Raw genomic sequence first — 24,272 nt, forward strand, 5'->3', positions numbered from 1 at the left:
GCGCTGAGTGCTGAATTCGAAAAATATGAGAGGAGCCTAAAATAACACTGTGGACCTGGTTTTACAACGTGGAACGGTAATCGCACATTCCTGGATGTTGAAGAGAATATGAGATAGGACGCGCCCTGCCAAATTGGGCCTTCACCAAATAACCGATCAGTTTACAGGCGAGCGGGATACCGTCGGGCAAGTCAACGCGCATGAGCATCATTGCATAAACAGTAGCAATACCTACATTAGGTCTTTATTAATCTCTGGCCATTAAACTTGCCACCGCCTAGATAAATCAGGCGTGGGGAGGGCATGATGCCATGCGACCTTTGGACCGTCGCGCAATCACTCGCAGACGATAGAGGGATTGCTGATTTCGAACTCGCGATAGCGATTGAATATATCGACCGGAATCTTCAGGTAGCCCAAAGAAGCGGTAGGCGGACATCGCCAGATATTGACCGCTTGAAGCGGGTGCTTGAGTTGGCGATCCAGCATCGCCGCCACGAACTGTAAATGGCCGATCGCAAAATGAACATCGCATGCCAAGTGCGAGCGGTCGACAGAACTCCGGGAAATTCCAGTTCGCGCCAGCCAAAAATCGGAGAGCCAATCAAGCAGGCAGCCGGAAATTGGGCGTATTGAAATCTGCGCTGGTCGCAGCCAAGAGTTTCTTGGCATCAGGTGTCAGATCGCGGCGGCAGTATTCTTCAATGCGCGCAATCTCGTCATCGCTCAGATAATCGTGAAATCCGCCCACAAGGCCTTTGCGCATGCGCATGCTCTGCAGGTCAGTACGATCGTATTCGTGTGCTGGGATGCCTTCGGCGACTTCCATTTCCTGCATCTTTTCGAACTGGCCCGCATCTACGGCAGCTTTAAGAACGGCAGGCTTGACCTCACATCCCAGGAAATTGAGTATCCCTTCGATCTCCTTCAGCGGGACGGCCGAAAGGTTTTCGTAGCTCACAATGTGGTGACGTCTGCCGGAGAGACCGCCGGCCCATCCGTTCAGATAGGAGATCATCTTGGGCATTCCGTAGTCGGCATCGTCGATGAAGTCCGACAACGAACCCGAAAAACGCCCCTTGTGCCGCGTGGCATGGAAAAAGCCCGAGACGAGGACATCCCTCGGATCGCGAACCATGATGATAATCGGCAGCTTGGGCGGGACCTGTGATCTGGCTTCGTGGCTGACAACCACCATTGGCATCTTGCCATGTGCACCTTGGGATATAAAGGCAGGAATCCCGCGTATCGCGTCCAAGTCGAAATTCGGCACAAGCGCAAACATATTATGCAAGTTGGTTTTGGCGTTGTCGCCAAAGGCCGCCGCGAAATAAAACGACAATATATAGCGCAGCCAAGTTCGCCCAGATTTCGGAAAAGAAACCAGACAAGCATCTGCTTTTTCCGCATGCCGCGTGAGAGCGGCCCCCTTGCGCCGCTTGCGTAGAAATTTCCAGAAATATCGCAATGTCTCGTACGGTTCCTTCAACCCTCTCCAAATCCCATGTGGTTTCTTTCCGTTGGATTCATATGAAACGGGCATCATGGATGGAACCCTTGTTGATTGGCAAAGCCATATCCGCAACTGATAGTTTTACACCGCAATTCTACAGAATTTAAAAATCAACTCCCATAACGGAAGTATTTACATTCAACGACGACGATGTTTCTAATATAAGAGAGGTTATATTTCATAACATCCTGGAATGCATCGCATCGATGCTGCATTCCCTGCATTTTATATATTACTAAATGTACAAAGTGCCCACAAGTGATAATTTCACTTCTCTCTGGCGCTAGTCTGCCCCCGAAATGAAACCACACTCAGGCATTGAGCGGAAGGTAATCCGACGCCTGCAGTTGCTTCGCCGCAGGTCAATTTCGCGCGGCTTCAGAACCCACGTGGACGGTTCAGTTCTCATGGCCGGCCCTTCTGCAAGGGAGAACGCCAAATCGCCGATGCTCAGGATTTTCTGAGATGAGCATCCAAAAGCAGGCGCGCGCAACGCGCACTCTCAAAATGGAAAGTGCGCCTACAAAAGAACTTCCTTGCGAATCCTGTCATGTTCCAGCTGCACCGCGGAAGTTCCAGCTTTTTGCTGGACAATGGCCTGACCTGCTTTCCTGCGAGCGTAAATTATATGCGGCCGCGTGTGGATGAGCTCCATTATAGCTTGAGCCACCGAACGGGGTGTCGTGTCCATCAAGACGATCGCATTGCTGTCATTTGCGTAGCCCGGTATTCCACCGACAGGTGCCAATATTGCCGGAATCCCCTTCCACAGCGCCTCCAGCGCAACAAAGCAAAGCCCCTCATGCTTACTTGTCAGGAGGAAACAGTTAAAATCCGGCTGGTCATACCAGTTCTCTACGAAGCCGGGAAAGAACACCCGATCCGCCACGCCCAGATTTTTACACCGCTCCATCAGCGAGGCTTTTAAATAGCCCTCCCCGTAGATGTGGAGTTCAACATAAATTTCCCGTTGCTTTAATGCCGAGATCGCTTCGATTGCCACTACATGGTTTTTAACGTGCGTAAACCGTCCAGCCATCACGATCCTGAGCTTCGAATAGTCCGAAACCATTTCAAGTTCAGGGGATGCTTCGAAAGAAATGAGCGGAACGACATAGTGCCGAGCTGGCTTCTTTAAATAGTAATTTTCCAATGAAGAGCGGCCCGTCTCAATACAATCGAAGAACGCCACATCGACGAGCGGCGATGTGGCCAAAAACAGGTACTTATATGCCAGCTTCGCGAGCTTGGTGTTGTGCTCGAAAGATATAATCGTGCGAACGCCACACAGCGACCCAACGATCCTTCCAATAATGTTGGCTTGAGGCAGCGAGAGGATCAAAATATCCGGCGCTTTGAGCCTGACCAGCTGGAGCAGCCGGACGCTTGCTACAGCCATACTGAACATTGACGGCTTTTGTCTCGGGACCAGCACGGTTGTCCGAATGTTCAACAGCTTGAGTTCTTCCAGAAGCTCGCCGCTTCCCGCAACAAGGGAAATTACATACAGAACGCAGCCATTGTAAAATCCGCTTTCGATCAGCTTCTTCAGACCAATCTCGGCACCGCCGCGGTTCAACGCCGTGATTACGTAGAATATCGTCTTCAATATCCACCTCTACTGACGCTATGCGACCATCTCGCGATGAACAATTTTGGAAAAAACAAGAACAAACCAAAAATTTTTCGCCTGCAAAAAACACATCGCAACAGTGAAGGTTACAATCCGGAAAACATATGAAACCAATTCCATTTCCAGCAAAATCATTTCAATTTCGCTGTGCCGGATGTGGCTTGACGGGGACATCGTCGGTATTCTCGAGGACGATAGTCTATCACACGCGCAATTCAACGGTAAAGCTGCGCTTCCACAAGGCACAAGATCAGCGGCAACAGAGTTGCAATCCAAGCGGTCGGCGGAGATGGTTTTCCAAGACTGCTGCATTCGGCAACTGAATTGAAGCTGTCGCTTGAAGGGCCAAGCCTAACATCCTTTGCCCTCTCTCGGGAAATGTCGCCCTCCCCAAAATGGTGTCTTCACTGTCAAAATCAGCTCCAACACCCCGGGGCCAAAGTTACCAAAAGGAGTACTAACAGCCGCTGGTATCGCAGTTTCCTTCCCCCTTTCGAAGTCTATTGCCGCTCGAGATGAGAGGGTGTAGCTTGATATCCACCAGACGTTCTAATCTTCTTTGGGGAGCTGAAGTAGTGGCGTCGTCAACAGCACCTGATTTTGCGTTTTCGCAACTGGAAGTTCATAAGGGAACTTCGTCTCTCGGGCTCGAGCTACCGACTGTTGTCCGGTTTTATCAGCAAATGATGCTGATACGCCTCGTGGAAGAGCGTTTGCTTGATCTCTTTTCCCAGGGTCTTCTGTTTGGCACGACACACACCTCAATCGGCCAGGAGGCAAATGCTGTGGGCGTGGTCAACGCGCTCGATCGGGAACGGGACATCGTGTGGAGCAACCATCGCTGCCATGGGCATTTCATTGCGTACTCGGGTGAAGTCGAAGGCTTGATAGCCGAAATCATGGGACGTGTAACCGGCGTCTGCGGAGGACGCGGCGGCAGCCAGCACCTGTGCTTCCGCAATTTCCACTCAAATGGCATCCAGGGGGGCTTAACCCCCGTGGCCGTTGGCGCCGCTCTGGCACGCAAGCACGAGGGCGCTGTTGCCGTCGCTTTCCTCGGCGACGGCACGATGGGCGAGGGCGCCGTCTACGAGAGCCTGAACCTCGCGTCCGTTTTCCGCGCTCCCGTTATCTTTGTGATCGAGGACAACGAAATCGCCCAAACGACTCCCAAAGCGATGACTGTCTCGGGTTCGATCGTTGCCAGGGCCGAACCTTTCGGCATCCGTACGTTTGCATACGATGGTAACGATCCCGTTGAGATATTTGAACTTACCCGGGAAGCCGTAAGCTATGCCCGCGCTGAATCCCGCCCCTGCTGGCTCTATTTGCGAACCGAGCGAATAGGCCCTCACAGCAAGGGAGACGACACGCGGCCGGCCTTGCGCCTTGAGCAGGCGCGGGCGCGCGATCCTATCCCCCCAATGCAGCGGCGCGTTGCGAATTTCGAGGAGATCGACGCCTTTTGCCGATCCGTTGTGGACCGCGCCGTGGAATCTGCGAGTTCCGCTCTTCTGGCGCGAGGGTGACCCATGCGCGTCGTCGAATCCATTAATCGCGCGCTTCACGACCTCATGGAAGCCAATCCCCGCCTCATGATCCTGGGAGAGGACATTCTCGATCCGTATGGCGGCGCCTTCAAGGTCACCAAGGGGCTTTCCTCAGCCCATCCGGATCGCGTCTGGACAACACCGATTAGCGAGGGGGGCATCGTCGGCATGGCCACGGGCCTCGCCCTCAAGGGTAGTCCCGTAATTGTCGAACTCATGTTCGGAGACTTCATTGCCCTGGCTGCCGACCAGATCATCAACCATGCGGCCAAGTTCCGCTGGATGTACAACGATCAGGTTGAGGTCCCCATCATTATTCGCGCTCCCATGGGCGGGCGTCGTGGCTACGGGCCTACACACTCGCAAAGCCTGGAAAAGCACTTTTGCGGCGTGCCCGGTCTTACCGTGCTTGCCACGCATGAATATGCGGATCCTGGCGCGCTACTGCACCGGGCTTTTGCTGCCCGGTCCCCTCACCTGATCATCGAGAACAAGGTCATGTATGCCAGGCCCGTCTTGGGCACACCAGCTCTTCCTCGGCCGCCGGATGCGGACATCGTGATCCTGACCTATGGTGGCTGCGTCGAGCACGCGGTCGCTGCTGCAAGCAAACTCGCCACGGAAGAGGAGATCGCGACCCGTGTTGTGGCTATCGAACAGCTATCCCCCTTTCCTTACGAGGATGTCCGCGACCAGGTCGGAAATTGCACCCGCGTGCTCAGCGTAGAGGAAGGCTCTCCCGGCTGGGGTTTTGGGTCGGAGTGCGCGCGTGCGCTGATTGGCCGGGTCAAGCACTTCAGCGGATTGACCGGTCCTGACCACCCCATTCCATCGAGCCGGGAATGGGAAGATGATGTGCTACCAGGCGTTAGCGCCATCCAGGCGGCGTGTATCGATCTTTACAAGAAGGGCTAGGTGTTCATGAGCGTGCTTGTCGAAGCCCCACGGGTTAACGCCAACGAGGACCACCTTCAAATTATCGACATTCGGGCTGTGCAAGGCCAAAGGGTGGAACAAGGGGTTATTCTTTTTGTGCTGGAGACCACGAAGGCTGCCGTCGAAGTTTATGCGCCGGAGGCCGGGGTTATCAGCCGGCTCGACGTCAAGGTTGGCGACTTTATCCCCGTCGGTGCCATGCTGTGCGAACTCCTCGATGAACATGCGGACGCCGCATCCGGAAAACCTGGCGCTGATGATGGCACGATCAAGGAGGTCGCGATAACGGCCAAAGCCCGCAAGATCGCTTCCGAACTCGGGATCGATCTTGCGGATGTCAGTCCCCTCGATGGCCGCATCGGCGAAGCTGAAGTGCGCGCTGCAGCCAGCCGTCGGCCGAACAGCACAGGGGCCGAACCAGGCACGTTGCCGTCTGCCGTATCCGCCAGCGCAGCGCGGCGGGCGGTCATCATCGGCGGCGGCGGCCATGCCGCATGCCTGATCGACGCCCTCGATGGGTCGGGATATGAAATCCTTGGCTGTACCGATCAGGCGCTTCCAGTCGGCCATCACGTCTGCGGCGGCATCTCGGTCATCGGCACGGAACAACACTTGCAGCGTTTGCTTGATGAAGGAACGCTTTACGCCTTTATCGGCATCGGCGGCGCCCAATCAAACGACCTGCGGCAGACGATGTTTGAACGGGCTTTGGCCATGGGCTTTATCCTGCCACCGGTGATCCACCCATCGGCGATCGTTTCAAAGGCTGTGACGATAGGGCACGGCTGTCACGTTCTCGCTGGCGCCAGCATCGGACCGCGTTGCACGATCGGGAACAACGTCATCGTCAACCAGGGAAGCATCGTCTGCCATGACAGCAGCGTGCAGGATCATGCGCACCTGACACCGGGCGCTATCCTCGCTGGCGGGGTGAGCATCGGACCTATGACAGTCGTGGGAATGGGAACAACGGTGCTGCTGGGTATCCGGATCGGCGCCGGCTGCCTGATCCACAATGGCGCGCATATCAGTGCCGACGTGGGGGATGGCATCATCGTGGACGCACAGGGCCGACGGCATCTCCGCTAGAACGTTTGGTGTTCTGGGAAAAGCATTGCGAATTCGCTGAAACTACATTCTTTTCGCTGGTAGCGGCGGCACAAAAAACGCCCCAACCCGCGCCGCTGCGCATGCAGGACAGCGCTTGTATATTCACTTCATTTTATTTAGACTAAGCTAAATTATAAGTTGAGCGTCCAATACCAAGCAAGCACGCATAGGGGCTTACATGGCCAATCCGCGCAGTGCAAAAAGCGGCAACCCGTTGGGGCTTTTGGCTACCGATGCCATGGCATGGGCCTTCGTTATTCTTGTTGCAACTCTTTTCGTGGCCAATACACAACACGGCATTGGCGTGCTGCCTGACACGACACGCTACATGCAGATTGTCAGCACCCCTTATGATGCGCCTCTCTATCCCTGGATATTGAGCGCAGGACATCTGGCCGGCCTTGATCTGGAGCATGTCGCCTTATTCGCGGGGTTTGTCCTATACATTGCAAATGCGCTGCTCATTCTTCACCTTTTCAGATATGCCCTGCCTGACCAGCCGCTGTTTGTGGCAATAGGAACACTCCTGGTCATCATCAGCCCGACCTACCTCTGGGCGAACACCATAGCGATGTCAGAGTCGCTCTTCATGGCACTCATGCTGCTTTCGGTAGCCTTTTTTCTATCCTACCTGGAAAAGCAGGATCGCCGGTTATTGGCGGCATCCTCCTTGTCGGTTGGTATGGCCATGCTCGCCCGTTTCGTGGCGCCAGCAATAGGCGCATCGTTTGCTACCGTCATCCTTTTCTACAACCGCCAGCGGACAATGGCGGAGCGCGTCTACGACACCGCCATGCTGTTTCTTCTTAGTGCGGGGGTTTTCATAACCTGGGCAGTGGGTAGCAAACTGCTTGTCGGCCGCGCGGTGGGGCGCCAACTGACGTTCTATGGCAATGCGGACAGCGACCGCTGGCTTAGCGGGTTGTCCGCGCTAGCAAGCTTTCTGCTTCCATCCCAAGTTCCGCAGTTTGTTCGCCTCGCATTGCTTGCGCTGGTGGTGAGTATCGCAGTCTTCGTCGTGATAAGCGCGGCATGGCGCAATTGGGGTCTGGAGCGGCCGTTGCGGCAGGACGTTCTTATTCTCGTCTTTGGTTTCTTCAATTTTTTCTACCTCATCTTCATAATTCTTTCTGTCCTCATCGAAGCAAATCTGCAGCTCAACAACCGCTACTCCATGCCATTTTACGTTGGCCTCGTGTTCGTGTTGGTCATCGCTGCGGCGAACTTCAGTGGTCGCTTGAACCGCGCTCCGGTCCGTCGCAGCGTCGTGATCACGGGCTTGGCTATGTTGCTGGCCATCAACGCTCTTCGCAGTGCTGTGCAAACCGCGGAGGCCTACGACCAAGGCATTGGCTTTCAAAGTCTCACCTGGAGGACGTCACCGACGGTGGCGGCTGTTCGCGCTCTACCCGAAGACGCAATTGTCTTCACCAATGGCTCCGATGCGTTGAATTTCCTGACGGGACGCAGGACAAATTGGATTCCGGCTCACAGCCAGAGGCGCACCGGACTGGAAAACGAAGAAAATCCGTTCGAGGAGCAAGTCCAACGGCTTCGGCAAGCTTTGGTGGAACAGAAAGCGTATGTGGTGATCCTCGATGCGATTGACTGGCGCTTTTATTTCCCAAGCGAGGACGAGCTTGTGAAGCGGGCAGACCTCAAGCTGGTAAAGTCCGAGGCGGACGGCCGCATCTATCAAGCTGACGTGAAACCCAACGGAAAATTGCAGTCTTCAAACTGAACGTGTGGTTCCAGACGAAGGGGGCGGTCCATGCCTACGAACCAGCAGAGCATTCCAGTCGTTGGCAACTTAGAAGCCGCTCCACAGGGGCGATTAACCGACTATCTTTCCCTCGCCAGATTCGATCACGTGACAAAACATGTCTTCGTTCTGCCTGGTCTCATTCTCGCCTACGCTTTGCAGTCGCCTGCTCTATCGTCGCTGTACTTCAATGTACCGATCGGCCTCCTGAGCGCGATCTGCATCGCGTCAGCGAACTACGTCATCAACGAATGGCTTGACCGCGAACACGACGCGGCCCATCCGACCAAATCGATGCGCCGCGCCGTGGTCGTGGCGCTGCGGCCAAGTATTGTCTACGCTGAGTACTCCCTTTTCGCGATCACCGGACTTTTACTAGGTTATCTTATCGGAACGCTTTTCTTTCTCACGTCGATAGCATTTCTGGCATCCGGGGTTCTCTACAACGTTCGTCCGATGCGCGTGAAGGACAAACCTTACCTCGACGTGCTGATGGAGTGCCTGAACAATCCTATCCGGTTCCTGTTGGGATGGGCGATCGTCGATGGCCTGACATTGCCGCCTGTCAGCGTGCTTGCCGCATACTGGATGGCTGGCGCATTCCTTATGGCCGCAAAGCGGCTCGGTGAATATCGGGACATTTCCGCCACAGCCGGCGTGGCGGTGCTCAGCAAATACCGGCGATCCTTCCATTACTACTCCGAAGAGAGCCTGCTGGTTTCCTGCTTCGTGTATGCAATGATGACTGCTTTTCTAAGCGGAATATTTCTGGTCAAATACCGGGTCGAGTACATTCTTGTCTTTCCATTCATAAGCGGCTTATTCGCAGCCTATATCTGGCTTGCCGCCCGTCCCGGCTCTGTTGTCCAGCGCCCGGAGAGGCTTTTTTACTCCCGCCGGCTCGACGTGATGTTGGCGGCGTGTATTGCGGTCTTCGTTCTCGCGACCTTCGTCGATATGCCCTTCCTTCATTTCGTGGCGACCCCGTCCTTCATATCGATCCCCGTGCTGCAATGACCGTGCCTGACCTCCCGCACGGGCCTGTGCATTGGGATACTATCCGCCTGGTGGTCTTTGACCTGGACGGCACGCTCTACGACCAGAGACGCCTTCGTTTACAGGTGCTTTTTCGCCTCGCAGGCAACGCCATATCTTCCCTGAGCTTCGAAACAATTCGGATTTTACGTGAGTTTCGCCGTTACCGCGAAGAACTCGGTGAAACTCAGGCAACCGATTTTGCCGTTCTCCAGTACCAGTCTGTCGCGTCGCGTATGGGACACCCGCCGGAATACGTGCGGTCGGTCGTTGAAGAGTGGATGGAACGACGGCCGCTCAACGTCCTGCGAAACTGCCGCTATTCCGGAATTGCGCAACTGTTCGACGGCCTGAGTGCCAAAGGCAAAACAATTGCTGTTCTTTCCGATTATCCGGCTCGCGAAAAGCTTCGTGTTCTCGGCTTGAACGCTGACTTTGTCGTGTATGCGGGCGACCCCGATGTCGGTTTCTTAAAGCCTCATCCAGCAGGCCTGCAGAATGTCCTGAACAAAGCCAATGTTCCGGCACAAGCGGCAATCATGATCGGAGACAGGGTCGATCGTGACTGGGAAGTCGCACGGCGGAACGGCATGCGGGCGCTGATCAAGAGCCGCAAGCCTCTCGCCGACATTGACACGTTCCGCAACTTTGACGATGCAGTCTTCAGCCCAGTCGTGGCAGGAGAAAAGCAACCCTGATCAGGACACAACTTTCAACAGCCATAAAGCCCCTTGCCGTATCGGAGACCGATGCGGACTTCCACCTGCGCTGAGCTTCGTGGATCTCAGGCTCTCGCAATACCAGTCATAGCTTTCTCTGAGCATGTCCTGATTGGAATATGTTGGACGCCAACCCAATTGCAGCAGCGGCTCGACGTCAAAATAGCATTCCTTGTGATAGGTCAGATAGTGCCATGGCACCAGCGGCGAAACCCTCATCCAATGCAATGCCCGCAACGTGTTTATGGTCAGGCCGGTTGGCAGACTTTTTACTTTTGAGCGGCTGCCCGCATAGGAAATGAGCGCCTCCAGATCGCCTCGCAAAGTGCCGAAACGATCCGTCCCGACATTATAGGTCGCACTTTTGCCGACATTCAACGCAAGCATGTAAAAGTCCATGAGATCGTGCGCGTGGATGAACTGGAATTTGATATCCCCGCTTCCGATCACATAGACGGAGCGGCTCTCCCGGATCCATTCGAACAGGATCTGGAAGATACCGAGCCGCCCGCCACCGAGGGTGGCTCGGGGACGGATGGTGATCAGAGTGATGCCATTCGCCTTGCAGATATCCTCCGCCAACAGTTCGCCGGCACGCTTAGACTTGCCGTAGGGCTCAACGGGGTGAAGTGGCGTTTGTGCAGTGATCGGCCCGGAGGGCGGAATACCGTAGGCGGCGGTCGAGCTGACATGGATCAACGATTTCACGCCCGCCTTCGCGGCTTCCTCGGTGACAATGCGTGTTCCTTCGACATTGACCTGCCAGTAATCACGCCCGGCATCGGTCTGCGCCACCAGCGCGGCATTGTGGTGCACGACATCGACGTCCCGCATAGCGGCGCGCACACCGTCGCGGTCAAGTACGGAGCACTTGACGAATTCGATGTCCCTTGGTCGGGACTCATCGTCCCATATATCGAGTACGCGAACGTCATCACCCCGGTCGCGCAGCCGCCGCGCAGCCAGGTTGCCGATAAAGCCTGATCCCCCAGTAATAAGGTGTCGCATATCTTCCCTCCGACCCACTGTGAATTGCGCGCTCAGATCGCGCCAGCACTGATGGCATGCATCACGTTCCGGCGCGCGACGGCCATAACGGTGCCCTGCGGATTAACGACAGTCGGGCCGCAAAGCAGCGACGCATCGGCGATATAAAGCCCATCCAGACCATGCACGCGGCCGAATGAATCCGCTGCACACTTCTGTTCGTCTTCACCCATCGGACAGGATGAGAACAGGTGCAATGCCGTCGCGTTCGCCTGCTTTGGCGAAATCGTCTCCGGCAGCTTGGCGATGTCGGCTGGCGAACGGAGCACGGGATAGCCGGGAATGCTCGGGTAGACCGCCTCCGCGCCTGCGGCAAAGAGAACCTCGGCCAACCGGGCAAGTCCGTCGGCCAATTCCTTCAGATCTGGCGGATGAAGACTGACCCGCACAAGCGGATCCCGGAAGCCGGGCAGGCTCCTGACCTGCCCGGTCCCTCCAGTACTCTGCACGTAGTATATTGCCATGCGACGCCAGTCACGGTCGACCGCCTCGGTCATTTCCGGATGAACCGCCATGGCGAGAGCGAGTGCGGGGCGCTTGCTCATCGAGCAGCCCATGCTGAAACGTGGATCGAACTCCTTGATCTGGTGGACGGGCTCAAGTTCGTCGGGTGTGTTTATTTCGTCCCGAAACATCGCGACCGCCTTGAGCATCGGATGAAATCTCAGGCTGTTGCCGACATTCGTTTTTATTCCGGAGCGGCGCAGCAGCCACGGGGTCTGTATCGCGCCTGCGGCGACGAACACGGTCTTCGCGCTCAGTTCAAGTTGCCGCCAGTTCTTGCCGTCCTTTGAAAGCGCGGTGACAATCCAGCTTCCGGAGCCCCGCGAGATCCGTGTCGCGCGGGTGCCGGCCATGAGAGTACCCCCGGCCTTCATGAAACGAGGCACAAACGTTTCCGACATGGATTGTTTTCGGCCAGGAGAACCCGTCACGAGATCGGTGGCGTATGCGTACAGGCGGGGGACCTCAAGACATGCCCAACCGAGGTTGCTGGCACCGGACGCGAGCTTTGCCGACAACTGCGGCGCTGGGCCAGGCAGGTACTGTACCTTGGCAACCTCTTCGCACGCCGCAAAATGCGGTTCGAGGTCGGATGCCGTCAGCGCATCGACCCGGTAGTCGCGCCGCCAATTCTCCAGAACCTCCGCAGAAATGCGGTGGTAAAGACCCCGATTGATCTCGCTCCCGCCCCCGACGCAGCATCCTTCAACATAGGCAAGTTTCGTTGAGCCGAACCCTATGTTGACGCCTGCATTCCGGTACTTCTGCAATATTTCTTCACGCGAAAAATGGGGCGCGGATTCTAATGGTAGATGTTCACCCTCTTCCAGCATGACAACGAATTTGCCTGCCTCCGCGCATATGGATGCTGTCACAGCTCCGCCGGGGCCGGACCCGATCACTATGACGTCCGCGACGATTTTATCGAGACTGAGCCCGTTTCCCCGTGGGAAGCTGATCATGTGTATAGTCCGTCCCGTAAAGATCTGAATACAGGCCAAAGACACCGAGTGAACCATAGAATTCCACGAAGCGGCGCCGGACTTCAATCCGGGACCGACGCCACGTGTCGAGTTCACTCAAGCGGTCACCAAGCGACAATTGGTGAAAGAACTTTCCCTTCCGCAGAAGGGGTGAAGCATTAAAAATGAGAACAAGGACGTAAAACAACGGACTAAGATAGTCAGGCATCCGAGCGTGTACGGACATTAGAAACTGCGCTACACTTTTTCCCAGCATACCGGAGGTGTCTCCCCCCGGCTGCCTTTCCGCCACCACAGTCTCCGCCAGCGCCGAAATAGCACGTTCAAAATGACGCAACATGACCTTTGACACCCACCCTCTCGTTACATTGAGTGACGATGGTAACTATAAATAACTTCTAGCCAGAATTATTAGAAAAAGCTACTGAAAGATTAGCGCAACGCTGGGCGCACTGCATTCCTGGCCTGATCTGCGAGTTCACATGAACCATGTTTTGCAGTCGAGATTTGTGCGCTATTTCCTCTTCGGTTCGATCGCAGCGAGCTTGCAAGTTGCAATGCTCGTTGCAATCGTGGAGATTGCAGGACTGAACAAGACGCTGGGATCGACAGTGGCTTTCTATGGCGCCGTCATCGTCAACTATTTCCTTCAGCGGCACTTCACTTTTCGCTCTGCCGATCCGCACTGGATCGCGATGCCAAAGTTCGTGGGTGTGTCGACCCTCGGGGCGTTGATCAACATCCTTGCTTTCAGCGTCCTGCTCGGAATGATGCACTACGTCGCTGCACAATGCGCGTCACTTCTACTCGTTTTCCTGTTCAACTTCAGCATGAGCAAGGCGCTTGTGTTCAAGAACCCGCAAAACGGGTCTGCCGCTCAAGATTGACGGCCGCGCTGACACCGGTCTTCGGGGTCCGGCTTTCATTTCCCATGCTTGAGATCGAGGTTACAACAGTGCCGAGAGTTCTGCCGAAGACCAAAGATGTCCATCGTTTTGGTGCCCGCGGCTGCTGCAGGCCCTGCGACGGTAACCGACGAACTCACATCGGAGCCTCTCGCGAAGGTCTCGCCTCAATCCGCCAAACCCAAAATAGAGCAGGCATGGCTAAAGCCTTTGAATTCGACGGCTGACGTTTTGGGATCGTTGAGAGGAACGGCGCTCGGCTCAGCTAAGGCTTGGCGAGGCTACCATCGCCCTCCCCCTTTCCCAGTTTCCGGCGGCGGTTCAGGGATATAGATCATTGCGTCTATATAGTTCGTTAGATGGCGCGGCACTGCTGCTCATGTTAGAAAATACTTCAACCCAGTGATCGGTTGGGAGTATAACAGGTGACTGTAATACCAATAACGGCCCCACCAGAAAACATAAGAGGTTTCGATCGATCGCTGCTTTCGCTCGATCAATGCCTTGACCTCGACAATCCTGCGGCAAACAGGCTTTATTCGCAGCATTTGAACAAGTACATGCTGCAGTTGTTCGATATCCTCGGCTTGAAGGATATGGATATCAAAGGTGCACAGGGCGTTGAAATCTGGCTGAATGACGGCCGCACGCTGCTCGATTTTTCCGCAGGTCTTGGCGTCCTGGGGCTCGGCCACAATCATCCGCGCATCATCGAGGCGGAACAGAAATGCCACGAGCGCAAGATAATCGACTGCATCAAGGTAGCGCCCCATAAATTGCAGGGCGCACTTGCTTACAATCTCTCACTGTTCCTGCCCGAGCCTCTGAAGGTTTCCTTCCTTGCCGTGTCTGGCGCCGAAGCCAACGAAGCTGCGATGAAACTCAGTGAGCGTGTGCAGACGCCCAAAGGTAAGAAAAAATTCCTTTGCATGCAGGGCGCATTTCACGGCAAGACGCATGGGGCCCTGTCCCTCACTACGGCAACGGACGTACAATCAGGTTTCCTTCTTGGTGTGCCCAAGGAAAACGTCGTTTACGTGACCTACGGAAACATCGAAGCACTGCGAGACGCGATCAAGGCAGAGACTGACGAGCGCGGCAACAATCCCATTATTGCCGCAATCGTTGAGACGATCCGGGGCACGTCATGCGAAATCCCTCCCGCTGGTTACTTGACGGAATTCGCGCAACTGTGCCGGGCCAACGATATTCTTTCGATCTTCGACGAAGTCAAAGTCGGCATGGGACGCAGCGGCAAGTTCTGCGCCTTTCAGCATGAGAATGTCGTTCCCGACATCGTGACTCTTGCAAAGACGTTGGGCGGCGGCAAGCGCGAGGTCGCGGCGATGGTGACTTCACAGGACTTGTTTGATCGCGCCTACGGAAACAAACAGGACTGCAATCTACACAGTTCGAGCTTCAGCGGACTTGGCGAGAGCTGCGCGGTCGCAATCGAGACCTTGAATATCCTGCAGGACGAACGGCTGATCGAAAAAGCCGAAAGCATGGGCGGCTATCTGTCCAAAGAGCTTCACGGCCTGAAGGCGAAGCATCCGAAACAGATTCTCGACGTGCGCGGACGCGGCATGTTTCAAGCAATCCGCTTGAATTTCCGGCAGGATCTTGCCGAAAAGTTGGTGGATATCAGCAAGAACCCGCTATTTCAGACCTATCAGACCGTGCTGATCGGCGCGCTCGTGCGCGAATTGTATGATGGACACGATATCCTGGTGCACTTCCAGCCGGGTGCACGGGACATCCTGCACTTCATGCCGCCCTTCATCGTGAAGAAAGAACAGATCGACAGGCTTATCGCAGCGCTGGATGAGATCCTTTCGCGCGGTCTGGGCGAGGCAACTGTTCGCTTCATCGCGAAAAACATCACGCGGGTCTTTCGCGGCATCATCTGAAATGCGTCGATACAGTCTGAGATAAGGGCCTGGCAATGCAGTTTCCTATCCTCGATTCGACAGACAACGCCCGGCCATCAGTCATTGATCCGAGCAGCCGGCGCTATTGGATTGGCGGCACAGTCTTTGTGCTGCTGTCCATGCTTTTGTTCCTGATCAACACCCGCCACGGCATCGGAATATATCCGGACAGTTTACGGTACATGCGCATCAGCGAGCGGCCTTATGATGCGCCGCTCTATCCGTGGATGTTGATGCTCGCTTCATTGAACGGGATTGATATCACTGCCGGCGCAAAGGCAATCGGGTTGTTTTTCGTGTGTGCGAATACGGCATTGATTTGGCATTTGCTGATGCGAGCCACCGGTCAATTGGTATATGCCGCTGCCGGTACCGCGCTCGTGACCCTTTCGCCTCAGTTCGTGACGCTGCATTCGTTGGCAATGTCGGAGCCCCCGTTCCTGTTTTTTCTTCTGGCGACCGTGCTTGCCTTTCTTTTGTATCTCGAAACCGAGGACAGGACTTGGTTGAAGGTAAGTGCAGTTGTGCTCGGTGTCGCGACGCTTGCCCGCTTCACCGCGCCGCCGCTTGGTGCGGCGATTGCGGCATGCCTCCTTCTCAATCCCCGGCACGCACCAGCGCGCCGCTTCGGCGACGTTGTGCTGTTCGCGGTCGTGAGCGCGTCGATCTTCTTATGCTGGGCTGTCATGAGCCATATCATCAGCGGCCGCTCGGTCGGGCGCGCGCTGTGGTTCTATGGCAACATGGGATCCAAGGAGTGGATAACGAGCCTGACCGCGCTGACGGCTTGGCTTCTGCCTGACCAGGTACCCGTCGCGGGGCGTATCGCCCTGCTCGGTGCATTTGTCGTGGCGGTGGCCAGCCTTACTTTCCTTCATGCCCGCAGAACACTGCAACAGGCGCAGAAGGCAAAAGTGGTTGACGATATGCTTCCCACCCTCTTTGGGCTGTTTTTCATCTTCTACATGGGCTTCATCGTTCTTTCGACATCGGCTGAGGCCAATCTGGCTTTGAATGGCCGGTACGCCTTTCCGGTCTATGTGACCACGGTCCTGATGACGACGATCATCCTCGCTCATCTCAGGGATGAAGAAAATACGAGGATAAAACTCCTCCATCGCGGGCTTGTGTGCCTCGCCGTTCTGGTCATCGGCAGCCATGTAATCCGTACCGCCGTACGATCCACTGAGGCCTTTCGTTCTGGGGTCGGCTACGCCAGCCGTGAATGGGTGAATTCGCCGACTATAAAAGTACTTCGTGGCCTGCCAGCGGATGCGGAAATCTACAGCAACGGCGGCGATGTCATCGCATATTTGCTGAGGCGGGACGCCCATTTCGTTCCGGATCGCGTGAAATTGCGGACCGGCCTCGACGACCCCGCCAATCCCTTCGAGACGCAACTGGAGACGTTGGGGACGAAGCTGACACAGGAAAACTCCTACGTTGCCTACTTCGACCGCATCGACTGGCGCTTCTATGCCGTCAGCGAAGCGGAACTGAAGCAACGTCTTTCACTCGTCAACATCGCTACCGAGGCCGACGGCCGCGTCTATGTGATGCGCAAAACCGCTCAGCACGATTGAGGCCCGGCGCGATCAAGATCGGCGCCCCGGTGAATGATATGTTCCCGCCCGGACCTGACGCGTTGAAACTCTGAGAACGCGTTCGGGTGCATCGCAACGGCGTTCACTCTGCATTCTGAGCCCGGCGCGTGGCATCCGGTGCTCGTGACGCCGCAAACATCAGCCAGCCCACCCCAAAGAGGGCGGTCGGCGCCCACAGGATGAGATGCGCCAGCAACACGACAGCTGCTGCGATCCCTGTCTCCACCCCGGCCAACGCAAAAGCCTGAAGTCCGAAAAATTCAAACGGGCCGAAATGACCGGGAAGACTAGGCACCAATGTCCCCAGCGTGCTGAAGGCGAACGCCAGAAACGGTTTCAATAGGACATCGATTGCCCCACCCAAACTCACCCAGGCTCCGAGGAAGACGACGCTTTCCAAGAGCCACAAGGCAATCGACATGACCGTCAGTGTGACCAGGCTGCGCCAGGAACTGATTTGCGTGACAGCCTGGGATGCAGCCCTCAACGCGGCAATCACGACGACAACAGGAGCGAATTTTACGCGGTTGAAGAATCTTTCGAGCAGGCGGCATAATAGTGCCGGGGCGAACAACAACGCCGAACCGCCGGCAAGGGCGATGACGAGCAATAGCTGGCAATTCCACACCAGTGCGGGCGGAGACTTCAGGTCCACCATAGCCAGTGCCACACCGCCCAAAAAGGCGATGGTAACCAGATCGAGAATGCGCTCAACCAGCATGGTGCCCATGACCGTCCCTGCCGGAATGGAGAACTGGCGACTGAACCACAAAATCCGAAAGGCGTCACCCACCCGCAAGGGAAGAACATCGCTCATTCCAAAACTGGCAATAAAAGGGCCGATCGTCAGCCGCAACGGAAGATGGCGCCCGCTCGTCGACTGCAACATCATCCAGAATCGGACTGCCCTCAAGAAGAAGTCGGCGACAAAAGCAAGGACTGCAAGCAGGAGTGGCGCAAGGGTCGCACCAGCAAGCAGGGTGACAACCTCATCGAAGCTGACATTGCGCATAGCAAGGTAGACGAAGCCCACCCCAACGATCACCCCAAGTCCGACCCGGATAGTTCTGCCTGCGCGACCCTGTGTGACGGCGGTTTGATCAGCCACTTTGATTGGCCGTATATTGGACATGGAGCGCGGCAAGCGTGGTGCGATTGGTGATCTCCAATTTGCGATAAATGTTGTGCAGATGGATGCTGATCGTTCCTTCCGTTGTTCCCAGTTTCTGTGCAATCGCCCTGTTTGACAATCCGCCGCAGATCAATACCGCCACCTCCCGCTCGCGCGTGGTCAGCAGATTGAGTTTTTCAGGGGTGTTGGACGGCAGCGCGCTCGTTGCCCTGGTCACCAACTCCGGAGGCAGCCATTTCTCTCCGCCGGCCACTTGCCGCATGCAATCCAGGAGCGCTTCGGGGGCATATTCCTTCAAAAGGATACCCCATGCTCCCATGGAGATTGCATCCGCGATCTGGCGGCCCGTCAGGCTCGCGGCGAGGAAAATCACCTTCACGGCCAACCGCCTCTCGACAATGGCCCGCTGAATTTCCAGCCCGCCGGTATCCGGCATCGAAACATCGAGCACTGCCAGATCGGGCCTGAGATCACATATGAGCGACAGAGCCTTTGTCCCGCTCGCGGTTGCCGCCAGCACCTCAAACTCAGTTGCTGCATTTAGCATGCCCTGCAGTCCGCGAAGCAGCAACGGATGATCGTCGGCGAGCACCACGGAATACATCAATGGGCTCCCTGCTTCAGAGGTAATGCAATCAGAAGATTAAGCCCCGGCGAAGCGCGGCCGATCGTCAGGTTCCCCTTGAGTTCGCTGACGCGCGCGGACAATGACGAAGGCCGTTTCGATACGGCGTCGGTTTCCATCCCCAATCCATTGTCCGAGATTTCGAGTTCAAGCCTTCCGCCGACCAGAACGAGCGCGATCCGCACCTGTGTCGCCTTGCCGTGCCGGATGGAATTGGCAGTCGCTTCAGACACAAGCTGCATGACTTCATGCAGCATCGTTTTGGGCAAGTCTATGTCCGGCGGGTCCAGGGAGATCTCGATCTGGCAATCCCATTGCTGTTGTAGAAGCTTGATCAAGCCCGGCAGTGTCTGGTTAAGTGGCGCGTCAGCATACTGGTCGATCGATCGCTGACCTTCGACATACCGCCTGATGCGCTGTTGCAGGTGGAAGACAAGTGCGTTGACATCAGCCACATTCGCCTTCGTTTCGTCGGGTGCCGATTTGGCGATGAGCTTGAGCTTTAAGCTTGCCGCTGTAAGGTCCTGCAGAATACTGTCATGCAGGTCCCGGGCAAGGCGGGCGCGCTCCTCCGACCGCGCGGCTTCGGTTGCTTGCTGCATCAGTGCCAGGCGCTCCAGCTCTGACCTGAACCTCATGGCAACGATTTCGGTGAGCGAGAGACACTCGTCTGAACGGCACGCCGGATCAATGACGAAGACCCGGCCGCGATATCGAACACTGGAGAACATTGCCGAGCAGATATATCTGACCGGCCTACCCGCCTCGCCTGCCAACTCCGGCAGGTCACGGAGAATGGCCGCCAACGCTTCCGCGTTGACCACGGATGCTTCGCTGCGGCCGAAATCAGGCAAATGCTCCGGATCGTGCCGATCCCAAAATGCAGCACCGCTAACGTCTATGAGCCGCAGTTCCCTATTCAGCCAGTAGGCGACACTACCAATATCCTGTTCTTGATCCCGCCAGACGACCACCACGCAAGATGCGCCCAAAACTCCAGCTGCGTGTCGAAACAATCCGCCGAGCCATGATGCCCGATCGCCGGTAATGGCATCGAATGGCCAGTCGGCGAGCTGCGTCAAACGTTGCCGGTTATGCTCGCGATAAGCCCCGAAATAGCCAAGCATCACGGCCGCTACCATGAAGTAGGTCGCACGCATAATGAACACATTGAGCTCGGATTCGCCATCTTCCAGATCGGGTAAACCGACAATGATGAGAACGATCTGCATGGTGAGCGCGCCGAGTATCGCCCCCCTCAAGCCCCAGCGGATGGTCATCGCCAGCAGGATAAACGGTAGAAAGGAAAAAAACGGGCTGGTGAGTTCGTTTGTTAAAAAGGCGAGCCAACCAAGCACCGCGGCATCGACTATGTGAACGATGAGGTGGATCGGGCTGTCGAGCGGCATGCGCAACGGGAACACGACCAGGAGCAGGGAGAAAACCACATACAGACCAAGGCTTGTCTGCGATTCATCCAGAAATACCGCCGGCTGCGTGGGATCCAGATAGACGGCCAGGACAGCAAAGAGCGCCGTGACGAAACGCCCGATGCTGATCAACCATTCGGGGTCGGCTGCGAGCAGAAAATTCCTGGTTAACCCTCCCACCCTTCTTGCCGGGCCGCTGCTGGAACTGGAGCGGTTCGCCTGCGCCACGGGGCCGGAAACAAGCCTTGCCATGCGAAACTCCTTCTCGAAGCACCGTTAGCAGCCGCGGCCGGCAGGATCCATTATATTAAGTACTGCTAAATTCTCGTTGTTTCCGGGTCCTGTGTCAATGATGGGATGCGTTTCAGTCCATAATGCCCCGCAGATCGGCACGCGCGCACCCATCCGAATTATGAACGCGTTATAGGCGTTGTAAGACCGGCCTTACGCCTTACGGATGGCCCGGATGCCGACAGTGCATTTATCGCATGCCGGAGGCGTAGCAAGGATCTGCGCAGCATCAAGCGCGTTTGCCGGCCAATGCTCAGGAGGATGACGATCCACTATATTGTGCTAATTTCAGGAAGTGCTAAAATTAAAGTTGGCTGGCTGGAAAAGCCCCATTCTGGTCGGCTGGGGTTTTGGCTGTCCCCAAGGTCAAGCCTCTGAAAATCGCCACCATTATTAATGGGAGGAGCGATAAGAGGCCTGGGTGGCGACCTTGCACGCTACCCAGGCCTTTTCCTTCTAGATCCACCGACCTTCCGTCGTTTCGCGCCAAGCCTGTAAGGCCTGGATCTCGTCCATACCTTCGTTTGATGGCAGACCGCCATTCAAATGGCTCAGGTGATCAGACCGTTGTTCGCCGCAGCGAAGACGTCGGTATATCCTGTACGCAGCCACCAAAGTCTTGGATGTCCCGAAGCTGGAACTTGTTTGCGCCGGCTTTCTTTTTGACGTTGGACTGGAAGCCGCCAGGGCGCCGATGCTCACCTGCTTTTGAGGTGATCACCCATGGTGAGGTAAGGCCCAAGCAGGGTTGGACAGGATATGCTCAAAATTGCAATCCCTATACCTCTGTGAAGAACACAGTATTCCCGTTTTCATTCCGGCAAAGACCGGTCAGATAGCGAGTCAATATTGTCTAGAATTTCTATAGACTATAAGGTAGAGTTTGTGATCTGAACTCTGGCAATGGCAACGAGGCTACTCGCAAAAACGTCACTCCGTTTTGTAAAGGAAGCAAAGCATGGCTCCGCAAATATGCCTCAATCAGACACTCGCCGATTTCCACGACAAGCGGGCAACAACCATGCCGGCCGATCAGCTGAAGGCGAATGTGGATCAGCGACGTTTGCTTGCAGAAACGGCCGACCGCTCGCTTTTTGTCAAGCGGGGAGACAGTGTGCAAGCCTTTACCCTGGCAGAGGTTGATGAGGGCGACCTCACTCTGGATGTGCTTCTGGAAAACGGGCCCCTCGTGCTGATCTTTTTCCGTTTCGCCAAATCGCCAACGTGCAATGTCACCCTCTCCTACTATAATCGGTACTTAGCCCCCGACTTGGCAAGGATAGGTGCAACACTGGTTGGCGTCAGCCCTCAAGCGCCGCAAAATCTGCGGGAGATCAAGGAGCAGCAAGCGCTGGACTTCCGGATTGCCACGGACAGAAACAACGTACTCGGCCGCCGCTTCGGCATACTGTATTGGTTGGACGAGCCTTCGCGGCGCGTAGCGTCCGGCAGCGTGGCCCAACTGGAGGCAACGACAGAGGCCGGAAAATGGGAGCTGCCAATGCCAGCGGCAATCGTCATTGACCGAAACCACACCGTGCAATTTTCCGACGTTAGTCCAGATTGGCTCGTGCGCACGGAGCCGGCCGATATTATCGCTGCCGTTCAAGACCTTGTCGACCTTCCCGCCGCGCAGCAACGGATGCAAGTCCTCGTGTAAATGGCACCGGTCGGATGAGGGCCGCTCAGCCAACAATCGTTCCCCATCCGTCATAGCGTCCAGCGCAAGATTGGCGAAACGATTAGGCTGCCTCCCGCGCCCAGCGTGGCAATCGAGCCATAAATCATAAATGATGACTTCGAAGACACCCCTCGCCCACGTAGTTGGCCTGGGAGTGCGAATGCGCTTGGACAAGCATGCCGTATGGGTGAGATGTCAGTTGCTGGCGTGTCCACGGCGAGAGGCACCACCGCTACTCGAGGTAAATCATCACCCATGCAATCCAGCTAAAGTTCAGATAGCCTTTGAGCCCGCGCCTCGAAGGGCAAGCCTTTCCCCGCGGCTTTTTCCGTTTCAGCTAAGTGCCACAGGCGCGTGCACTATACCTGACAGAATGCTGACAACCACGCTCAGTGGCCTGTCAGTTGCCGAATGCCAGTCTCCGCCCGTCCCGAAACAAGGAAAAGGATAAAGACATGCATAGCGCATTCAAGAAGATGTTGCTCGTTTCGACAATCGGCCTTCTCAGCGTGACTGGAGGGCCGGTCGTGACCTCGGTACTGGCACTTGGCCCGAGCCATCCCCTGGCAGCGACGGCGCTCGCAGATAGCGGAACCACCAGCAGCTTCGAAGCCGGCCCGAATGGTGGCTATGACACCAGTTCTAGCGGCGGCAACGACAACGGCACCGGCGGTACCGGAAGTGACACAGGCTCTGGTGGTTCGAGTAACGACACAGGTGCTGGCGGTGCGAGCAGCGACACAGGTGCTGGTGGCGCGAGCAGCGACACAGGTGTTGGTGGCGCGAGCAGCGACACAGGTGCTGGTGGCGCGAGCAGTGACACAGGTGCTGGTGGCGCGAGCAGTGACACAGGTGCTGGTGGCGCGAGCAGTGACACAGGTGCTGGTGGCGCGAGCAGTGACACAGGTGCTGGTGGCGCGAGCAGTGACACAGGTGCTGGTGGCGCGAGCAGCGACACAGGTGCTGGCGGTGCAAGCAGTGACACAGGTGCTGGCGGCGCGAGCAGCGACACAGGTGCTGGCGGCGCGAGCAGCGAYACAGGTGCTGGTGGCGCGAGCAGCGATACAGGTGCTGGTGGCGCGAGCAGCGATACAGGTGCTGGTGGCGCGAGCAGCGATACAGGTGCTGGTGGCTCAAGCGGTGAGACAGGTTCTGGCACAGGTGGCGCCGGCTAATCGAGCAATGCTGACTGCACGGAGGCGGCAGCTTCGTCGCCTCCCTATGCCGGCCGCGTTAGTCGGCCATGAATCCAGGCGCCCCGCATCAGAACTGATGCGGGGCGCCTGGATTTGGTCGAAAATTATCTGCCGGCCCGTGTTTCGTCACTTTTATGGTTAATTCTGCCGGGCAACTTGTCGAGGGGTAATGAAAATTCGTGTTCGGCTGGATCTGATGGGATTGCGCGATGCCGTGCCGCGGAGGCGACGGCATCTTGGCGTTATTCTGTCGTGGTCCCTTGCCTTGTCCCTCGCACAGATGACGGGGGGCAGCGAGGCATTCGCGGATGGTGGCGCGGCGGGCAGCGAGGCAAATTCCGGCTCGAACGGCGACCGCGATGCACGCAACCCGTCCACGGCGGACACAAGTGATGACGATAGCCGTGATGGGCAGCCGACCCAAAGGCAATCGGAAGTCCGGGAAAGTACGGACCAGGAGAACGCGCGTGCAGCCGTAGCTCAAGGGCGGGTCCTGCCTTTGAAGGATGTGCTCGCTGGGGTTGATCCAGATAGATACGGCACTGTCATTGCCGTCGATCTCCGGCAGTACATGGGTAAAGATGTCTATCGGTTGAAAACACGAGACGGTTTGGGCGTGATCCACGAACTCAGAATCAATGCACATACCGGCAAATTCATAAACGTCTTCGGATTTTGAGGCACA

At 56.3% G+C, this 24,272-nt stretch carries 20 protein-coding genes; 12 read left to right on the forward strand and 8 right to left on the reverse strand.

Features of this window, described 5'->3' with window-relative positions:
- Positions 1–336: 336 nt before the first annotated feature.
- From ASD36_RS11075 to ASD36_RS11085, 3 genes are all read right to left on the reverse strand, one after another.
- On the reverse strand, positions 337–540 hold the full coding sequence (locus ASD36_RS11075) for a hypothetical protein (RefSeq protein ID WP_060510281.1): 204 nt from the start codon (positions 538–540) through the stop codon (positions 337–339).
- 64 nt (positions 541–604) lie between these two features.
- On the reverse strand, positions 605–1,546 hold the full coding sequence (locus ASD36_RS11080) for a sulfotransferase domain-containing protein (protein WP_244489789.1): 942 nt from the start codon (positions 1,544–1,546) through the stop codon (positions 605–607).
- Between the two features lie 487 nt (positions 1,547–2,033).
- Complete coding sequence (locus ASD36_RS11085; RefSeq protein WP_060510283.1) at positions 2,034–3,122, reverse strand: glycosyltransferase; 1,089 nt, start codon at positions 3,120–3,122, stop codon at positions 2,034–2,036.
- A gap of 599 nt (positions 3,123–3,721) precedes the next feature.
- Between ASD36_RS11085 and ASD36_RS11095 the strand changes: the two genes are divergently transcribed.
- From ASD36_RS11095 to ASD36_RS11120, 6 genes are all read left to right on the forward strand, one after another.
- Complete coding sequence (locus ASD36_RS11095) at positions 3,722–4,675, forward strand: thiamine pyrophosphate-dependent dehydrogenase E1 component subunit alpha (RefSeq protein ID WP_060510288.1); 954 nt, start codon at positions 3,722–3,724, stop codon at positions 4,673–4,675.
- 3 nt (positions 4,676–4,678) lie between these two features.
- On the forward strand, positions 4,679–5,611 hold the full coding sequence (locus ASD36_RS11100) for a transketolase C-terminal domain-containing protein (RefSeq protein WP_060510291.1): 933 nt from the start codon (positions 4,679–4,681) through the stop codon (positions 5,609–5,611).
- A 6-nt stretch (positions 5,612–5,617) separates the two neighbouring features.
- Positions 5,618–6,721 (forward strand): NeuD/PglB/VioB family sugar acetyltransferase, encoded by a 1,104-nt coding sequence (locus tag ASD36_RS11105; protein ID WP_112834504.1) that lies wholly within the window; start codon positions 5,618–5,620, stop codon positions 6,719–6,721.
- A gap of 199 nt (positions 6,722–6,920) precedes the next feature.
- Positions 6,921–8,483 carry a glycosyltransferase family 39 protein gene (locus tag ASD36_RS11110; protein WP_060510295.1) on the forward strand — a complete coding sequence of 521 codons (1,563 nt, stop codon included), beginning with the start codon at positions 6,921–6,923 and terminating at the stop codon, positions 8,481–8,483.
- 30 nt (positions 8,484–8,513) lie between these two features.
- The gene (locus ASD36_RS11115; RefSeq protein ID WP_082562744.1) at positions 8,514–9,521 is read left to right on the forward strand and encodes a UbiA family prenyltransferase; all 1,008 of its coding nucleotides are present in this window, start codon (positions 8,514–8,516) and stop codon (positions 9,519–9,521) included.
- On the forward strand, positions 9,518–10,237 hold the full coding sequence (locus tag ASD36_RS11120; RefSeq protein WP_060510297.1) for an HAD family hydrolase: 720 nt from the start codon (positions 9,518–9,520) through the stop codon (positions 10,235–10,237). The genes ASD36_RS11115 and ASD36_RS11120 overlap by 4 nt, the downstream gene beginning before the upstream one ends.
- On the opposite strand, the gene ASD36_RS11125 is transcribed toward ASD36_RS11120, so the two are convergent.
- Together ASD36_RS11125 and ASD36_RS11130 are read right to left on the reverse strand one after the other, a co-directional pair.
- Positions 10,238–11,266, reverse strand: coding sequence for an NAD(P)-dependent oxidoreductase (locus ASD36_RS11125; RefSeq protein ID WP_060510299.1), 1,029 nt, complete (start codon positions 11,264–11,266; stop codon positions 10,238–10,240).
- Between the two features lie 32 nt (positions 11,267–11,298).
- On the reverse strand, positions 11,299–12,771 hold the full coding sequence (locus tag ASD36_RS11130; protein WP_060510302.1) for a GMC family oxidoreductase: 1,473 nt from the start codon (positions 12,769–12,771) through the stop codon (positions 11,299–11,301).
- 503 nt (positions 12,772–13,274) lie between these two features.
- Between ASD36_RS11130 and ASD36_RS11140 the strand changes: the two genes are divergently transcribed.
- From ASD36_RS11140 to ASD36_RS11150, 3 genes are all read left to right on the forward strand, one after another.
- Complete coding sequence (locus ASD36_RS11140; protein ID WP_060510303.1) at positions 13,275–13,679, forward strand: GtrA family protein; 405 nt, start codon at positions 13,275–13,277, stop codon at positions 13,677–13,679.
- A 578-nt stretch (positions 13,680–14,257) separates the two neighbouring features.
- Positions 14,258–15,607 (forward strand): aspartate aminotransferase family protein, encoded by a 1,350-nt coding sequence (locus ASD36_RS11145; protein ID WP_060510305.1) that lies wholly within the window; start codon positions 14,258–14,260, stop codon positions 15,605–15,607.
- 35 nt (positions 15,608–15,642) lie between these two features.
- Positions 15,643–17,211 carry a glycosyltransferase family 39 protein gene (locus ASD36_RS11150; RefSeq protein WP_060510307.1) on the forward strand — a complete coding sequence of 523 codons (1,569 nt, stop codon included), beginning with the start codon at positions 15,643–15,645 and terminating at the stop codon, positions 17,209–17,211.
- 103 nt (positions 17,212–17,314) lie between these two features.
- Here the strand turns inward: ASD36_RS11150 and ASD36_RS11155 are convergent, their stop codons facing one another.
- From ASD36_RS11155 to ASD36_RS11165, 3 genes are read right to left on the reverse strand one after another with little or no spacing between them, the layout of a single operon-like run.
- On the reverse strand, positions 17,315–18,364 hold the full coding sequence (locus ASD36_RS11155) for a lysylphosphatidylglycerol synthase transmembrane domain-containing protein (RefSeq protein WP_060510308.1): 1,050 nt from the start codon (positions 18,362–18,364) through the stop codon (positions 17,315–17,317).
- Entirely contained in the window at positions 18,333–18,968 is a 636-nt protein-coding gene (locus tag ASD36_RS11160) for a response regulator transcription factor (RefSeq protein WP_060510310.1), read from the reverse strand. The genes ASD36_RS11155 and ASD36_RS11160 overlap by 32 nt, the downstream gene beginning before the upstream one ends.
- Complete coding sequence (locus ASD36_RS11165; RefSeq protein WP_060510312.1) at positions 18,968–20,671, reverse strand: histidine kinase; 1,704 nt, start codon at positions 20,669–20,671, stop codon at positions 18,968–18,970. The genes ASD36_RS11160 and ASD36_RS11165 overlap by 1 nt, the downstream gene beginning before the upstream one ends.
- A gap of 997 nt (positions 20,672–21,668) precedes the next feature.
- Here ASD36_RS11165 and ASD36_RS11170 point away from each other — a divergent pair.
- The 3 genes from ASD36_RS11170 (at position 21,669) to ASD36_RS11180 (ending at position 24,266) form a co-directional block, all read left to right on the forward strand.
- On the forward strand, positions 21,669–22,370 hold the full coding sequence (locus ASD36_RS11170; RefSeq protein WP_060510314.1) for a peroxiredoxin-like family protein: 702 nt from the start codon (positions 21,669–21,671) through the stop codon (positions 22,368–22,370).
- Positions 22,371–23,021: 651 nt separating this feature from the next.
- Entirely contained in the window at positions 23,022–23,729 is a 708-nt protein-coding gene (locus ASD36_RS11175) for a hypothetical protein (RefSeq protein WP_156393830.1), read from the forward strand.
- A 27-nt stretch (positions 23,730–23,756) separates the two neighbouring features.
- Complete coding sequence (locus ASD36_RS11180; protein WP_244489790.1) at positions 23,757–24,266, forward strand: hypothetical protein; 510 nt, start codon at positions 23,757–23,759, stop codon at positions 24,264–24,266.
- The last annotated feature ends 6 nt before the right edge of the window (positions 24,267–24,272 follow it).

Source organism: Rhizobium sp. Root1334, from assembly GCF_001426665.1.
GTDB lineage: Bacteria > Pseudomonadota > Alphaproteobacteria > Rhizobiales > Rhizobiaceae > Pararhizobium.

What these genes read in the sequence shown, in the direction of transcription:
- ASD36_RS11080 (WP_244489789.1), bottom strand. Translation starts at nt 1,546, where the DNA reads ATGATGCCCGTTTCATATGAATCCAACGGAAAGAAACCACATGGGATT.
- ASD36_RS11100 (WP_060510291.1), top strand. Translation starts at nt 4,679, where the DNA reads ATGCGCGTCGTCGAATCCATTAATCGCGCGCTTCACGACCTCATGGAA.
- ASD36_RS11105 (WP_112834504.1), top strand. Translation starts at nt 5,618, where the DNA reads ATGAGCGTGCTTGTCGAAGCCCCACGGGTTAACGCCAACGAGGACCAC.
- ASD36_RS11110 (WP_060510295.1), top strand. Translation starts at nt 6,921, where the DNA reads ATGGCCAATCCGCGCAGTGCAAAAAGCGGCAACCCGTTGGGGCTTTTG.
- ASD36_RS11115 (WP_082562744.1), top strand. Translation starts at nt 8,514, where the DNA reads ATGCCTACGAACCAGCAGAGCATTCCAGTCGTTGGCAACTTAGAAGCC.
- ASD36_RS11120 (WP_060510297.1), top strand. Translation starts at nt 9,518, where the DNA reads ATGACCGTGCCTGACCTCCCGCACGGGCCTGTGCATTGGGATACTATC.
- ASD36_RS11125 (WP_060510299.1), bottom strand. Translation starts at nt 11,266, where the DNA reads ATGCGACACCTTATTACTGGGGGATCAGGCTTTATCGGCAACCTGGCT.
- ASD36_RS11130 (WP_060510302.1), bottom strand. Translation starts at nt 12,771, where the DNA reads ATGATCAGCTTCCCACGGGGAAACGGGCTCAGTCTCGATAAAATCGTC.
- ASD36_RS11140 (WP_060510303.1), top strand. Translation starts at nt 13,275, where the DNA reads ATGAACCATGTTTTGCAGTCGAGATTTGTGCGCTATTTCCTCTTCGGT.
- ASD36_RS11145 (WP_060510305.1), top strand. Translation starts at nt 14,258, where the DNA reads ATGCTGCAGTTGTTCGATATCCTCGGCTTGAAGGATATGGATATCAAA.
- ASD36_RS11150 (WP_060510307.1), top strand. Translation starts at nt 15,643, where the DNA reads ATGCAGTTTCCTATCCTCGATTCGACAGACAACGCCCGGCCATCAGTC.
- ASD36_RS11155 (WP_060510308.1), bottom strand. Translation starts at nt 18,364, where the DNA reads ATGTCCAATATACGGCCAATCAAAGTGGCTGATCAAACCGCCGTCACA.
- ASD36_RS11160 (WP_060510310.1), bottom strand. Translation starts at nt 18,968, where the DNA reads ATGTATTCCGTGGTGCTCGCCGACGATCATCCGTTGCTGCTTCGCGGA.
- ASD36_RS11165 (WP_060510312.1), bottom strand. Translation starts at nt 20,671, where the DNA reads ATGGCAAGGCTTGTTTCCGGCCCCGTGGCGCAGGCGAACCGCTCCAGT.
- ASD36_RS11170 (WP_060510314.1), top strand. Translation starts at nt 21,669, where the DNA reads ATGGCTCCGCAAATATGCCTCAATCAGACACTCGCCGATTTCCACGAC.
- ASD36_RS11180 (WP_244489790.1), top strand. Translation starts at nt 23,757, where the DNA reads ATGAAAATTCGTGTTCGGCTGGATCTGATGGGATTGCGCGATGCCGTG.